This window comes from Neorhizobium sp. LjRoot104, from assembly GCF_964253725.1.
Taxonomy (GTDB): Bacteria; Pseudomonadota; Alphaproteobacteria; order Rhizobiales; family Rhizobiaceae; genus Neorhizobium.
Genome location: NZ_CAXURS020000001.1, coordinates 2,433,120 through 2,447,400, shown reverse-complemented (window position 1 = coordinate 2,447,400; position 14,281 = coordinate 2,433,120). Strand labels below are relative to the sequence as shown.

The following is a 14,281-nucleotide window of genomic DNA, read 5'->3' as shown; positions in this document are numbered from 1 at the left end:
CGGGACATCATGCGATATCCGCGCGGACATTGCCGCCGCAGAGGATGGTGGCGACGGTTCGGCCTTTAAGGTTCGCGCCGTTTTCCAGAAGCCCCGCAATGCCGGCGGCCCCGGCCTCCTCGACAACCAGACCGTAATGGACGCGGCAGAAATCCCGCGCCTGGCGGATCGCCGCCTCGCTGGCTTCCCAGATGTCGTCAACGGTCGCTCTCATGCAGTCCAGCGCGTAGGGAACACACTCGCGAACCGCGATGCCATCCGCTGCGGTCGCTGCGGTTTGGGTGGAGACGAGCCGGCCGGTTTCGTGGGATTGCTTCATGGCGGGCGCATTGGCGGCGACCACGCCGATGACCTTGCAGCTCGGTGCGCTGGCACGGATCCAGGCGCCGATCCCGGTCAGAAGCGCGCCATTGCCAAGCGGCACGAGGATGGCGTCGAGTTCGATGGCTTGCCGGGAGAGGCGCTCGGTGATCTCCAGCGCGATCGTGCCGGCGCCTTCGGCGATGGTGCGAAGTGCGCCGTCTTCAACGAAGGGGCAGCCATTCGCTTGCGCATAGGCACGCGCGGCCGCCTTGGCGGCGTCGAAATCGGAGCCTTCCAGCCGCACTTCGGCGCCGAGCCGGCGCATGGCCTCGACCTTGCCGGGATTGGCCGTGGTGGCGGAAAAGATCACCACCTTGCGTCCGCGCGCCCGGCCGGCATAAGCGAGCCCCTGGCCGAAATTGCCGGCGGAGGCGGAGACGACGGGATGATCGCCGGCCGGTTCGTTCTGCATCCACCAGTCGGTGCCGCGTCCCTTGAAGGAGCGGATCGGATTGAGCGTCTCCACTTTCGCCAAAAGGCGGAGGCCGAGAGCCGCATTGGCCGTCTGCTGCTCGATCAGCGGGCTGTTGGTGAAGACGGGATCGATGCTTTTCGAAGCGGCGAGAATACCGTCGGCGGAAGGGTGTGGCTGGTTCTGTGTCATGGCGTTAAGATGCCAACGAAAAACCGGCAGGATTCCCGAAGTTATGCTTCTGAACGGGAATATTCCCCGGAATTTGTTTTGTAGCCGGGAAATCCTCTCATGGCCTTGACGAAAGCGGATCGTGAAATCCTCAAGCTGATGCAGCAGGATGCGACCATCACCCTGAACGAGCTTGCCGAGCGCGTGGGCCTGTCGCCGTCCTCGGCGCAGCGGCGTCTGCAGAAGCTTCGCGAGGACAAGGTGATCCTGCGGGACGTTTCGATCGTCGATCCCAAAAAGGTCGGCACGGCCGTTTCCATGCTGGTCGAGGTGGAGCTGGAGCGCGACCGGCCGGAGCTCATGCCGCCTTTCCTGCGCTGGCTGGCGGATACGCCGGAGGTGCAGGAGGCCTGGGGTACGTCCGGCCGAGGCGATTTCACGCTGGTGATCCTCGTCCAGTCCGTCGAGCATTTCGACGTGCTGGCGGACCGGATGATGGAGATGAACCCGAATATCCGCAAGTTCACGACGAGCGTCGTGCTGAAGACGCTGAAGCGAACGCTGGCTGTGCATGTGGAGTGAGGAGGCGACGTTAAGTCTGCAAACCGATATCGATTGCTTGGCGTTGATCTGTCGGAATAGGGTGGCGCCATGAGAGCCCAAGACCTGTACGGCCCGATCATCGTTTTCGATGCGCAATGCATTCTCTGTTCGGCCAATGCCCAGTTCGTGTTGCGTCACGATCGGGCGCGGCGGTTTCGTCTCGCCTCGATGCAGAACGAAACGGGAGCTGCGCTCTATCGCCGCTTCGGCATCGATCCGGCCAATCCGGAAACGCTGATCGTGGTGCGGGGCGACGAGGCGCTGCGCGACAGTGATGCTGTGCTGGCGATCTATGCCGGGCTTGGCTGGCCCTGGAAGGTGCTTTCCGTTTTGAGGTTGGTGCCGCCTTTCCTGCGTAATCCGCTTTATCTCTGGTTTGCCCGCAACCGCTATCGCATTTTCGGGCGGCGCGAGACCTGCTGGGTTCCGCCGGCGGATTACGCAGATCGCGTGCTGTGAAAACGGTCATCGTTCTCGGCGGATACGGCGGCTTCGGCGCGCGGCTTTCGCTGCGGCTCGCCGCTGATGGTTGGATGGTGATGGTTGCCGGCCGGAACGGCCAGGCTGCCAAGCGATTTGCAGAGGATTTACCGAATGCGATGCCGCTCGTGGCGGATCGGAACCGAGATCTGACGCCGATTCTCGAGGAGTATCGGCCTTTTCTACTCATCGATGCAGCCGGGCCGTTTCAGGCCAGTGGCTATCAGGTGGCGCAGGCGTGTATCGCCTGCGGGCTCCATTACATCGATCTGGCCGATGCACGGGATTTCGTCAGCGGCATTTCGGTGCTGGACGAGACGGCGCGTGCGCGCGGCGTCGTGGCGATGGCCGGCGCTTCCAGCGTGCCTGCCATGTCCGGTGCCGTTATCGATGAACTGGCGCAAGACATGGAGGAGGTGCACTCCGTCGAAATATCGATCAGCGCCTCGAACCGTGCGACGGCAGGCTCGTCTGTCGCGGCGGCGATCCTCAGCTATGTGGGAAAGCCCGTGCGGCTCTGGCAGGGCCGGCGCTGGCGGCAGGAGACCGGTTGGCATCGGTTGAAGCGCATACACTACCGCATCCGCGGCAAGATGCCCATTTCGAGGCTGGTAGCGCTGTCGGACGTGCCGGATCACGATCTTGTACCGGCAAGGGTGCCGGGCCGACCTGCAGCCATCTTCCGTGCCGGGCCGGAGTTTTCGTTTCAATTGTTGACGCTCTGGATTCTCAGTTGGCCGGTGAAATGGGGATGGGTCGCGTCGCTCAGGCCGCTTTCCCGCTGGCTGCTGCCGCTGCAGAAGCTCAGCATGCAATTCGGCACGGATCGTTCGGCAATGGCGATCGAGGTCAAGGGTTCACTTGGCGGTGCGTTTGAGAACCGGCGCTGGACGTTGATCGCCGAAGACGGCTGCGGGCCGGAAATCCCGACGATGGCGGCGCAGTTGATCGCGAATGCGACAGCGGAGGGGACTGTGGCTCCCGGTGCCCGGCCGGCGGTGGGAGAGCTGTCATTGGCAGCGTTCACCCCGCAATTCGAGCGGCTTGCGATCTGCCGGGAGATCGAGAGCAACCCCTATCTGCCGCTCTATCTGCGGATAATGGGCGAGGAGTTTCATAAGCTGCCGGGGCCGGTGCGTGAAATGCATAACGTCTTCGGAGATGCGGGTGCGGCGGGCACCGCCATTGTGGAGCGCGGGCGGTCACTCCCGGCGCGGCTCGTCGCGGCCATCATGCGTTTCCCGCCGGAAGGGGAGCATGCGCTGCATGTCGCCTTCTCGGAAAACCACGGTGTCGAACGCTGGACGCGTGATTTCGGCGGGCATGTTTTCAGCAGCGAACTCAGCCAGCGCGGGCGGTATGTCTGCGAGCGTTTCGGGCCGATGCGATTTTACTTCGCTCTGTCTTCGGACGTTTCCGGGCTGACGATGGTGATGCGTGGATGGTCGATCTTTTCGGTTCCGATGCCGCTGCGTCTTGCGCCGAAAAGCGAGGCGAGGGAATGGGCGGAGGGTGGCGCGTTCTGCTTCGACGTGCCGATCGCGCTGCCGCTGATTGGCAAGGTTGTTCATTATCGGGGCCGGCTTCGACGCATCTAGGCGCGTTCGCCAAAAAACGAACGGGCGCCCGAAGGCGCCCGCGAACCATGCGATTTGAGGGATGTCACTCGGCGGCGACGATCTTGCCGTCTTCCCACTTGAACAGGGAAAAACTCTGCGAGGTGAGGTCGCCGGTCTTGCCATAGGTGAGCTTGCCGATGGCGGTGGCGATCGGTTCGCCGGACTTCAGCGCCGCGGCGACCGCTTCCGTATCCTCGGCGCTCTTTGCCTTTTCGATGCCGGCCTTGATCACTTCGACGGCGGCATAGGCGTTCAGCGTGAAGGCTTCGGCGGGGATCTTGCGGGCGGCGAGCGCTTCGGCGGCGGCCTTGGAGTCGGGGTTCTTGGTCGCGTCCGCGGCGTTGGTGAAGACCGTGCCGGCCGCGGCCTTGGTGCCGATGTTCCAGAACTCGCTGTTCGACAGGCCGTCGCCGCCGATGATCGTCGCCTTGACGCCGAGATCGGCGAGCTGGCGCGCCAGCAGGCCGCCTTCCGGATGGTAACCGCCGAAATAGATGACTTCGACATTCTGCGACTTCAGGCGGGTCGTCAGCGCGCTGAAATCCTTGTCGCCCGGGGTGACGGCGTCGTCGAGCACTTCCTTGACGCCGCCGGCATTCAGCGCCGCCTTGAAGGCGTCGGCGAGGCCTTTGCCATAGGCGCCCTTGTCGTTGATGATCGCGACTTTCCTGTCCTTGAACTTCTTCAGGACGTAGTCGGCGGCGACCACGGCCTGTTGGTCGTCGCGGCCGCAGGTGCGGAACACGTTGGTGAGGCCGCGGGTGGTGAGTGCCGGCGTGGTCGCGGTCGGGGTGACCATCAGCACGCCGTTTTCGGCAAGTGCATCGGAAGCCGGCATGGCGACACCCGATGTCACCGGGCCGACTACGAAGCGGATGCCTTCGCCGACCAGCTGGTTGGCGGCGGAAACGCCCTGCTTGGGCTCTGCGGCATCGTCGGCGGTCTTCAGCACGACCTTCTCACCGAGAATGCCGCCCTTCTTGTTGATCTCGGCAATGGCGGTTTCGGCGCCGTTCTTGACCTGGTCGCCATAGGCCGCAACAGGGCCGGTGAGCGGGGCGATCAGACCGATGACGATATCGGCATGGGCAAGCGGTGCGAAAGTCAGGGAGGCGAGCGCGGTTGCGCCCAGAAGCGTCTTGAGGTTCATCTTGGTCTCCTTGGGTGGGGGCCTGCGGCCCCGCGGTGAACGCCGCACCCCTGCCTTCCGTCTTCGATGTCGCGTCGGGCGCGTTCGTGCCAAGGACGGGAAGGCGATGCGGTCGATACCGTGCCGAGCCATTTTTGGCTTTCGGCGACCGGCAGCCAATTTTCTATGAATTTCACCGGGATTGCGCAAGAAGATAACAAAATGGCTGTCGATTTCGTGATTTTCACCAAGGAATGCGCGAAAAATGCCGGAGGTTGCCCAGATTTCGCGATCCTGGCGAAGCTAGGGCTTGCGCTCCAGGTCGCCGACAAAGGCGCGGACCTTGTGGTTGAAGGCCTGGAATTCCTTCGGCGTCATGCCAGACCGTTCGATCAGCGTGTCGCCGAGGCATTTGCTCTTCGCGATCAGGGCGCGGCCGGCATCGGTCAGCCAGACATGCACCTGGCGCTCGTCGGTCTTGCTGCGGCGGCGCTCCAGAAGGCCTGCCTGCTCGAGCCGTTTCACGGGCGGGGTGATGGTGCTCGATTCCAGGCCCAGCCTGTCGGCGATCATGCCGATCGTCGAGCCGTCCTGTTCGCCGAGCACGCTCAGGACGAGGTATTGCGGATAGGTGATGCCCATGTCGTCGAGCATCGGCTTGTAGGCGCGATTGATGGCGATACTGGCCGTATAGAGCGAAAAGCAGAGCTGCTCGTCGAGCGGCGGCAGGGGGGAGGCGGGCATGGTTGCTCCGGTGCTGTTCCAGGTTCGTGGGCGATGTATAGCATAATTTTGTTATCGCGATAAATATTTTTGTAGACAAGATCGGAAGGTGTCGCTATCGATATGTTTATCGCGATAACAAATATCGAGGTATGTAAATCGCGATGATCCGAAGGGTGTGGTTCAAAGGAACGACACGCAACGGTATTATGAAAGTCTGGCCGGCCCATTTTACCGCCGCGCCGGCCATTCATCCCGCAGTCATTGAAAAATCAGTTTCGAAAGGACAAGAGAACCATGACCAGCAATTTCATCACCACCAAGGACGGCACGCAGATATTTTACAAGGACTGGGGGTCGAAGGATGCCCAGCCGGTCGTCTTCCATCACGGCTGGCCGCTCTCGGCTGACGACTGGGACGCCCAGATGCTGTTTTTCCTGCACCAGGGTTTTCGCGTCATCGCCCATGACCGCCGTGGCCATGGCCGCTCCAGCCAGACCGAAACCGGCAACGAGATGAATACCTATGCCGCCGACGTGGCGGAGCTTGCCGCTCATCTCGACCTGAAGAACGCCATCCATGTCGGCCATTCGACCGGCGGCGGCGAAGTTGCCCGATACGTTGCCCAGTATGGCGGCGGCGGCCGGGTGGCCAAGGCCGTGCTGATGGGCGCGGTGCCGCCGATCATGCTGAAGACGGAAAACAATCCGGGCGGACTGCCGATCGAGGTCTTCGACGGTTTTCGCGCAGCGCTCGCGGCCAACCGGGCGCAGTTCTTCCGCGACGTGCCGGCCGGCCCGTTCTATGGCTTCAACCGGGAAGGCGCGTCCGTCTCGGAAGGCGTCATCGCCAATTGGTGGCGGCAGGGCATGATGGGCGGCACCAAGGCACACTACGACTGCATCAAGGCGTTTTCGGAAACCGACTTCACCGAGGACCTGAAGGCGATCGACGTGCCGGTTCTGGTCATGCATGGCGACGACGACCAGATCGTCCCGATCGCCGACTCGGCGCTGCTTGCGGTCAAGCTGCTCAAGAAGGGTACGCTGAAGGTCTATGAAGGTTTTCCGCACGGCATGGCGACGACCCATGCGGACGTGATCAACGCGGACCTGCTGGCCTTCTTCAAGGGCTGAGGTTTAAGCTTATGAGATCGCCGTCCGCCGGGGTGCCGGCGGGTGGCGGTGCGATAACCTCTCGCTCCTCATCGCTGTGCTTGTCACAGGGATCCAGCAGCATCGCGTCTGCGATGCGGAAGAGTCCGTTCAGCCCAAGGACTTGGGCTGAACGGATTCCTGTGACAAGCACAGGAATGAGGGAAGATAAAAAGGCGGCTCCCGGGCCGCCTTTTCCGTTTGCGCAGTCTCGCCTCAGATATTGCTCGTCAAAATCTCGCGCAATTTCCCGAAGATCTCGTCGATATGGTGCTTTTCGACGATCAGCGGCGGGGACATGGCGATGGTGTCGCCGGTGGTGCGGATCAGCAGGCCGTTTTCATAAGCCTTCAGGAAGGCGGTGAAGGCGCGTTTGGTGGGTTCGCCGGCGATCGGGTCGAGTTCGATCGCGCCGATCAGGCCGAGGTTTCTGATGTCGATGACGTTGGGCAGGTCCTTGAGCGAATGCAGGCCTTCCTCCCAATAGGGGGCGATGTCGCGGGCGCGGTCGAACAGGCCTTCTTCCTTGTAGGTTTCGAGCGTCGCAAGGCCGGCGGCAGAGGCGATCGGGTTGCCGGAATAGGTATAGCCGTGCATGAACTCGATCATGTGTTCCGGGCCGGTCATGAACGCGTCGTGGATCTCGGAGGTGACGAACACCGCGCCCATCGGGATCACGCCGTTGGTCAAGCCCTTGGCTGTGGTGATGATGTCCGGCTTGACGTCGAAATACTGGGCGGCGAACGGAGCGCCGAGGCGACCGAAACCGGTGATGACTTCGTCGAAGATCAGAAGGATGCCGTGCTTGGTGCAGATCTCGCGCAGTTTCTGCAGGTAGCCCTTCGGCGGGATCAGCACGCCGGTGGAACCGGCGACCGGCTCGACGATGACGGCGGCGACCGTCGAGGCGTCATGCAGGGTGACGATGCGCTCAAGTTCGGTGGCAAGGTCGCCGCCATGTTCCGGCTCGCCCTTGGTGAAGGCGTTCTTGCCCGGCAGGTGGGTGTGGGGCAGGTGGTCGACGCCGGTCAGCAGCGTGCCGAACATCTTTCGGTTGGAGACGATGCCGCCGACCGAGATGCCGCCGAAATTGACGCCGTGATAACCGCGCTCGCGGCCGATCAGGCGGAAACGCGAGCCGTTGCCCTTCACGCGGTGGTAGGCGAGCGCCACTTTCAGCGCCGTTTCGACCGATTCCGAGCCGGAATTGGTGTAGAGGACGTGGTTCATGCCTTCAGGCGCGATATCGACCAGGCGGTTGGCGAGTTCGAAAGCCTTGGGGTGGCCAAGCTGGAAGGCGGGCGCATAATCCAGTTCGCCGGCCTGTTCGCGGATCGCCTCGGTGATCTTCGGACGGCAGTGGCCGGCATTGACGCACCAGAGTCCGGCGGTGGCGTCGAGCACCTGTCGGCCGTCATGGGTCGTGTAATGCATATCCTTGGCGGCGACGAAAAGGCGGGGCTCCTGCTTGAACTGGCGGTTTGCGGTAAACGGCATCCAGAACGCCCGCAGGTCGTTGGGCGTGGTATTCAGGCGGTTGGACATGACATTCTCCATGGCCATTCGGTTTCTTCGGGTGGCCATTTCCCGGTCGGCGTCATTGCACCAAGTTTTGACTGCATGGTCAAATTATCAGCGGGATCAGGGGCGTCAACCGCCTTCGGAGCGAAGGCGGCCCCGAATCTAGCGTCCCGGCGAAAACGGTCCGGAGCGGCTTGCCGGTTGAAGCGGTTACGTCCGGACGGGCGGTCCGGTCGTTGGGTTTCCAACAGAGGCTCAGGATTTCAATACGGTTTCCGCCGGTTGTGGAATTTGATTGCGTCTCTCTGGTCTTTTGGAGAAAGCTTCCAATATCGCCTTAAACGTCAATTTCGAGACCCCTCATTGGCCGATCCCGATCTCAACGAAGACATGCATATCGAGCGACTGGAAGCGCTCGATGCCTATAACATCATGGACACCGAGCCGGAGCCGGAGTTCGACGATATCGTGCTTGTCGCTTCCACGCTCTGCGGCACGCCCGTGGCGCTCGTCAGCCTGGTCGAGAGGGAGCGGCAGTGGTTCAAGGCGCGCGTCGGGTTCGAGGCATGCGATACGCCGATCGAGCAGTCGGTCTGCGCCCATGCGCTCGGCAGTTCCGACGTGCTCGTCATTCCCGATCTGCAGCTCGATCCGCGCACAAGCGCCAATACGCTCGTCACCGGCGAGCCGCATATCCGCTTCTATGCCGGCGCGCCGCTGATCACGCCTGACGAAGTGGTCATCGGCACGCTCTGCGTCATCGATGTCGAGCCGCGGCCGCAGGGTCTGGAGGAGGGGCAGAAGGCCGCGCTTCAGGCGCTTGCCCGGCAGGTCATCACGCTTCTCGAAATGCGGCGCATCTCGCAGCGCAAGGACGATCTGTTCCGGCGCCAGAAGTCGATCAGCGCCAATATCCGGTCCAGCGTCAACGCGAGCCTCGCCGCCCAGGAGGCGGGCAGGATCGGCACGTTCGAAATCGACATCGCCACCTCGACGATGCGTGTCTCGCGGGAGTTCTGCCGCATCTTCCACCTGCCCATCGCGGAGACCTATCCCCCCCGAGTGATCGAAGACATGGTGCTGCCGCAGGACCATGGCCTGAAGTCAAGCGATGCGACCAGACGGGAGGGGAGTGCGCCGCTCGACGTCGAATACCGCATTCGCGTGCCGGGATACGGACTGCGCTGGATCGCCCGCAATGCCAGCTTCCGCCATGACGAGGCGGGTCGGCCGGTCAAGATGATCGGTACGGTCAGGGACGTGACCGCTGCCAAGCGGGAAGCCGCGCGGGTGCAGGCCCTGCTCGATGTCGGCGACCGGCTGCGCGACCTCAGCGACATGGAATCGATGGCGATCGCCGCCGGCGACCTGATGGCCAAGGCACTCGATGCGACGCGCGCCGGTTTCGGCATCGTCAACGCGACCGACGAGACGGTGACCGTGCCGCCCGAATGGTGCGCGCCCGGCGTCAAGAGCCTTGCCGGACGGCACCGTTTCCGGGACTACGGCTCGTTCATCGACGACCTGAAGCGCGGCGAAGCCGTTGTCGTCGCCGATGTCGCCACCGATCCGCGCACCAGCGACCACGCGCCGGCGCTTCTGGCGCTTGGCATCCGCGTGCTCGTCAACGTGCCGATCTTCGAGCTCGGGCGTTTCGGGCTCGTCGCCTTCATTCACCACGACCAGCCCTATCCCTGGGTCGAGGAGGAAATTTCCTTCGTCCGCAGCTTCGGCAACCGGATCCAGATCGCGATGTCGCGGGTTCAGGCCGAACTGGAGCAGGAGATGCTCAGCAGGGAGATGAGCCATCGTCTCAAGAACACGCTGTCGATGGTGCAGGCGATCGCGACCCAGACGCTCCGCCCGGTGGCGGAGCGGGACCTTGTGCTGGCGTTCGAAAAACGCCTGCATGCGCTGAGCACCGCCCACGATATCCTGTTCGAGCAGAACTGGACGAGTGCCTCGGTCTATGCGGTCGTGGACCGGACGATGAATGGGATCGGCGTTCGTGACCGGATCGACGCGCAAGGCCCCAACGTGCGATTCGGGCCGAAAGGCTCGCTTTCGCTTTCCCTGCTCCTGCACGAGCTGACGACGAATGCGGTGAAATACGGGGCGCTCTCCAACGATACCGGGCGGGTGGCGATCGACTGGCGCATCGACGGCACGGGCGACGGCGCGATCTTCCATCTGTCCTGGCGGGAGACCGGCGGGCCTCCTCCGCGCGAGCCGGAGCGCCAGGGTTTCGGCTCCAAGCTTATTCGCATGGGTTTGATCGGAACCGGTGGTGTCCTCGTCAGTTATGATCATCCGGGGTTCAGCGCTGAGATGACGGCTGTGCTCCTTCAGCTAGCACAGACGGACTGACCGGATGGGACGATCCACACCGCCAAGAAAACAGGTTGTCCTCGTGGTCGAGGACGAACCCCTTTTGCGCATGATGGCCATGGACCTGGTGGAGGAGGCGGGGTTCCAGGCGGTCGAGGCAGCCGATGCCGACGAGGCGGTCACGATCCTGGAGACACGCACCGATATCCGCATCGTCTTCACCGATATAGACATGCCCGGCAGCATGAACGGCATGAAGCTGGCGGCCGCCGTGCGTGACCGTTGGCCGCCGATCGAGATCATCATCGTGTCGGGGCAGGTCCGTCTGAGTGAGGGCGATCTGCCGGAGCGCAGCGTGTTCTTTTCCAAACCCTACGATTGGCAGAAGGTGACCGCGACGCTGCATCGCATGGCCGGGCACTGACAGTTCGATGCCTGGACCCCGCGCATGCGCGCTGGATACAGGGTCGGCGGCCCGGCGTGGAAATACCCCAGCTCCCGGCCATCATGGCGGGGGCTGGGGCAGGCAGCGAGACGTCATGTCAGCGCTGTCATTCTCAAGCAGCTGCGGACTTCTTCTGCGCCGGAGTGCAGTAGATCTCTTCCAAGGTGTCGAGGACCTTGATGACCGATTCCGACGAGCTGGAGTAATAGATGGTCTGCGCGTCGCGGCGGGTCTTTACCAGCTTCTGGGCCCGCAGCTTGGAAAGGTGTTGGGACAGTGCCGATTGGCTGAGGCCCACTTGCGACGCAAGGGCACCCACGGCGACCTCACCCTTGACCAGGCAGCACAGGATCATCAACCGCTTCGGGTTGGCCATTGCAGACAGCAGGCCTGCGGCTGCGTTGGAATGCTCAGAAAGTGCCATCGTATCCATACGTTTTAAATTCCCCTCGTATTCCAAAGCGGCCCCCCGCTCCAAAATTCGGCCCATCGTCTTATGGGTGAAAATTAACAAGGAGCAAAAGGGATTGTATATCCCTAAATTTCAGGTAACCCCATTATGTATTTTAGCGATCTCAAAAACATAATCAAGAACGGCTTGAGGAGACTCAGCGAGCACCTTGAATTCGTGCCTGAGTTGAAAATCCCCTGCGACAAGGTCGATTCCGGCCCGATCCACGCCTCCGAAGCGCCATTTTTTCCCGTTTTCCGTGCCGAGACGGGCGGCAATTTTTTCGGCCTGCTCCCTCATATTTTTTAACTTTTCTTGCAGGTCCAGCCATTCCGCTGTGATTCCCGGCTCGGGAATCATCAGGTCCGATCCGGCCAGCATGTATGCAAGGCCGAATCCTCCATTCAAGGAGGCTGCCTGCGGAGTGATTCGGAAGAAGCGGAAATCACCGAAATCTGCATACAATTCGGCCTTGGGATGGCGATCCAGAAAACGCCGGCGTATGCGCGCATGTTCGGGCGTGTCGCGGCCGATGCTCTCCGCGAGGCACTGGACGGTGATCCGCGGATGGGCGAGCGGATCGCCCTTGCCGGGTTCGCCGGCCAGAAGCGAGCAGCGCGGATCGGCAACCAGGCCCTTCGTGTGGCCGGAGAGGCCCGAGACCAGGATGACCGGCACGCCATCGACATCGGTGGCGGTGAGCGCGCGGCTGGCGGAGGGGAAGCCGGTCTCCGGATCGAGGACCGCCAGCGCCATGTAACGCGCACCCCGCACCAGCGTGCGGGCAAGCCGGCGGGCCTCGTCATCGGTATCGCGCAGCACCTGCGGCTTGTCCGTCTGCTGTTCGTCGGCCAATTCCGTCGATCTCCCGTTCGTCCGCCGGGCAGGCGGCCGCATTCAGCCGTCGGCATACCATCCCGTGCGGCGAAACGAAAGGTGACTTTATGGCTCCGCTTATTGGGCGTCGCGGCGGCGATGGCGGGTCAGGCCGGCAATCACGTCATCGGACGAAATGCTGCCGACGATCGCGCCGTTGTCGACGACCCCGATGGCGCCCGGCTGACGCGACAGCGCATCGAGGATATCGACGAGCGGCGTCGTCGGCAGCGCGGTGGCGGAGACGGCCGTGGCACCCGCCACAGGGCCTACCCCGGTGCGCATCACATCGCCGGCGGTCAGCATGCTGATCGGGTTGAGGTGCTGCACGAAATCGGCGACGTACTGGTCGGCGGGCGCACGGACGATCTCCTGCGGCGTGCCGCACTGGATGATGTGCCCGCCCTCCATGATGGCGATGCGGTTGCCGATCCGGAAGGCTTCGTCGAGATCGTGGCTGACGAAGAGGATGGTCTTCTTCAGCCGCCGCTGGAACTCGAGAAGCTCGTCCTGTAGCCGGGTGCGGATCAGCGGGTCGAGCGCCGAGAACGGCTCGTCCATGAGCAGGATCGGCGCGCCGGTCGCAAAGGCGCGGGCCAGGCCGACGCGCTGCTGCATGCCGCCGGAGAGTTCGCCGACCTTGCGGCTCGCCCATTTCGCCAGGTTGACCAGTTCGAGCTGTTCGTTGACCAGCCTGGTCCGTTCGGCGTCCGGAACGCCCGCAAGCTCCAGGCCGAAGCCGACATTTTCGGAGACCGTACGCCAGGGGAGAAGGCCGAACTGCTGGAACACCATCGAGACCGTGTGCATGCGCAGATCCCGCAGCACTTTGGGGCTCGATTTGTAGGGATCGACCGGACCCGAGGGGGTTGCGACGCTGACATTGCCGCGCACGACCGGGGCGAGCCCGTTGACGGCGCGCAGCAGCGTCGACTTGCCCGAGCCGGACAGGCCCATCAGCACGAGGATCTCGCCCTCGTGAATGGTGAGCGAGGCGTTGGCGACGCCCATAACGATGCCGGTGGCAGCGCTGATCTCGTCGCGGGTCTTTCCCTGGTCGACCATGGCGAGCGCCCGTTCCGGCTTGTCGCCGAAGACGATGTCGACATTGTCGAAAACTACGCAGTCAGTCATTGGCCGTCTCCCGTCGATGTGCGGAACATGCGGTCGAGGATGATCGCCAGGATGACGATGCACAGGCCCGAATCGAAGCCGCGGGCGACGTTTACGGTATTCAGCGCCCGCAGCACCGGCACGCCGAGGCCGTTGGCGCCGACCAGCGCGGCGATGACCACCATCGACAGCGACAGCATGATCGTCTGGGTAAGGCCGGCCATGATCTGCGGCATGGCATAGGGCAGTTCCACCTTGCGCAGGATCTGCGACGGGGTGGCGCCGAAGGCGACGGCCGCTTCCCGCAGCGAGCTCGGGGTCGAGACGATGCCGAGGCGGGTGAGGCGGATCGGTGCCGGGATCGCGAAGATGACGGTGGCGATCAGGCCCGGAACCATGCCGAGACCGAAAAGGATCAGCGCCGGGATGAGATAGACGAAGCTCGGCAGCGTCTGCATCAGGTCGAGGACCGGCCGCATGGCTTCGTAGAACCATTGGCGGCGGGCGGCGGCGATGCCGAGCGGCACGCCGACCACCATGCTGACGGCGGTGGATGCCAGCACCAGCGCCAGCGTTTCGGTGGTTTCCTTCCAGTAGCCCTGGTTGAAGATCAGGAGCAGGCCGAAGAAGGTGAACGCCGCGAGCACCGGGCACCGGCGCAGCCAAAAGGACAGCCCGGTCATCGCGGCCATGACGATCAGCGGATGCGGCGTCGCCAGACACCACAAAAGGCCGTTGATCACTCCGAGGAGAACGGAAGAAAGCCAGTCGAAGAACCAGTCGGCATTCGCCGTCAACCAGTCAACGACCGCCTTCGCCCAGGAACCTATAGGTATTCGATGATCTGCGATCCAATCCACGAGAAAACTGCCGTCCATAGGGAGAGAAAGGG

14 protein-coding genes are annotated in these 14,281 nt (G+C 63.0%); 6 read left to right on the top strand and 8 right to left on the bottom strand.

Annotation, left to right across the window (positions count from 1 at the left end; genetic code table 11):
* Positions 1-7: 7 nt before the first annotated feature.
* Positions 8-967: a threonine ammonia-lyase gene (locus tag ACSQ8R_RS12400; protein ID WP_436253632.1), complete on the bottom strand. Its 960-nt coding sequence runs from the start codon at positions 965-967 to the stop codon at positions 8-10.
* Between the two features lie 99 nt (positions 968-1,066).
* Between ACSQ8R_RS12400 and ACSQ8R_RS12395 the strand changes: the two genes are divergently transcribed.
* From ACSQ8R_RS12395 to ACSQ8R_RS12385, 3 genes are all read left to right on the top strand, one after another.
* Positions 1,067-1,528, top strand: coding sequence for an Lrp/AsnC family transcriptional regulator (locus ACSQ8R_RS12395; protein ID WP_046638960.1), 462 nt, complete (start codon positions 1,067-1,069; stop codon positions 1,526-1,528).
* A 69-nt stretch (positions 1,529-1,597) separates the two neighbouring features.
* Positions 1,598-2,008, top strand: coding sequence for a thiol-disulfide oxidoreductase DCC family protein (locus tag ACSQ8R_RS12390; protein ID WP_436253631.1), 411 nt, complete (start codon positions 1,598-1,600; stop codon positions 2,006-2,008).
* On the top strand, positions 2,005-3,627 hold the full coding sequence (locus tag ACSQ8R_RS12385) for a DUF4166 domain-containing protein (protein ID WP_436253630.1): 1,623 nt from the start codon (positions 2,005-2,007) through the stop codon (positions 3,625-3,627). The genes ACSQ8R_RS12390 and ACSQ8R_RS12385 overlap by 4 nt, the downstream gene beginning before the upstream one ends.
* Positions 3,628-3,691: 64 nt before the next feature.
* On the opposite strand, the gene ACSQ8R_RS12380 is transcribed toward ACSQ8R_RS12385, so the two are convergent.
* Together ACSQ8R_RS12380 and ACSQ8R_RS12375 are read right to left on the bottom strand one after the other, a co-directional pair.
* A complete protein-coding gene (locus ACSQ8R_RS12380; protein WP_436253629.1) occupies positions 3,692-4,798 on the bottom strand; it encodes a branched-chain amino acid ABC transporter substrate-binding protein in 1,107 nt (368 codons plus the stop codon).
* 282 nt (positions 4,799-5,080) lie between these two features.
* Positions 5,081-5,521: a MarR family winged helix-turn-helix transcriptional regulator gene (locus tag ACSQ8R_RS12375; protein ID WP_436253628.1), complete on the bottom strand. Its 441-nt coding sequence runs from the start codon at positions 5,519-5,521 to the stop codon at positions 5,081-5,083.
* A 276-nt stretch (positions 5,522-5,797) separates the two neighbouring features.
* Here ACSQ8R_RS12375 and ACSQ8R_RS12370 point away from each other — a divergent pair, with 276 nt between their 5' ends.
* Entirely contained in the window at positions 5,798-6,637 is an 840-nt protein-coding gene (locus ACSQ8R_RS12370) for an alpha/beta fold hydrolase (protein ID WP_436253627.1), read from the top strand.
* Between the two features lie 234 nt (positions 6,638-6,871).
* Here the strand turns inward: ACSQ8R_RS12370 and ACSQ8R_RS12365 are convergent, their stop codons facing one another.
* Positions 6,872-8,200 (bottom strand): aspartate aminotransferase family protein, encoded by a 1,329-nt coding sequence (locus ACSQ8R_RS12365; protein ID WP_037078034.1) that lies wholly within the window; start codon positions 8,198-8,200, stop codon positions 6,872-6,874.
* A gap of 339 nt (positions 8,201-8,539) precedes the next feature.
* On the opposite strand from ACSQ8R_RS12365, the gene ACSQ8R_RS12360 reads away from it, so the two are divergent.
* Together ACSQ8R_RS12360 and ACSQ8R_RS12355 are read left to right on the top strand one after the other, a co-directional pair.
* Complete coding sequence (locus ACSQ8R_RS12360; protein WP_436253626.1) at positions 8,540-10,543, top strand: GAF domain-containing protein; 2,004 nt, start codon at positions 8,540-8,542, stop codon at positions 10,541-10,543.
* A 4-nt stretch (positions 10,544-10,547) separates the two neighbouring features.
* Positions 10,548-10,928: a response regulator gene (locus ACSQ8R_RS12355; protein WP_436253625.1), complete on the top strand. Its 381-nt coding sequence runs from the start codon at positions 10,548-10,550 to the stop codon at positions 10,926-10,928.
* Between the two features lie 133 nt (positions 10,929-11,061).
* Here ACSQ8R_RS12355 and ACSQ8R_RS12350 read toward each other — a convergent pair whose 3' ends face one another.
* The 4 genes from ACSQ8R_RS12350 to choW form a co-directional block, all read right to left on the bottom strand.
* Positions 11,062-11,382, bottom strand: a complete 321-nt coding sequence (locus tag ACSQ8R_RS12350; RefSeq protein ID WP_345924850.1) for an ArsR/SmtB family transcription factor — start codon at positions 11,380-11,382, stop codon at positions 11,062-11,064.
* Between the two features lie 111 nt (positions 11,383-11,493).
* Positions 11,494-12,255: a HugZ family protein gene (locus ACSQ8R_RS12345; protein ID WP_436253624.1), complete on the bottom strand. Its 762-nt coding sequence runs from the start codon at positions 12,253-12,255 to the stop codon at positions 11,494-11,496.
* 99 nt (positions 12,256-12,354) lie between these two features.
* Positions 12,355-13,410 carry a choline ABC transporter ATP-binding protein gene (choV, locus tag ACSQ8R_RS12340; RefSeq protein ID WP_436253623.1) on the bottom strand — a complete coding sequence of 352 codons (1,056 nt, stop codon included), beginning with the start codon at positions 13,408-13,410 and terminating at the stop codon, positions 12,355-12,357.
* Entirely contained in the window at positions 13,407-14,249 is an 843-nt protein-coding gene (choW, locus tag ACSQ8R_RS12335; protein WP_436253622.1) for a choline ABC transporter permease subunit, read from the bottom strand. Before choW ends, choV begins: the two co-directional genes overlap by 4 nt.
* Between the last annotated feature and the right edge of the window lie 32 nt (positions 14,250-14,281).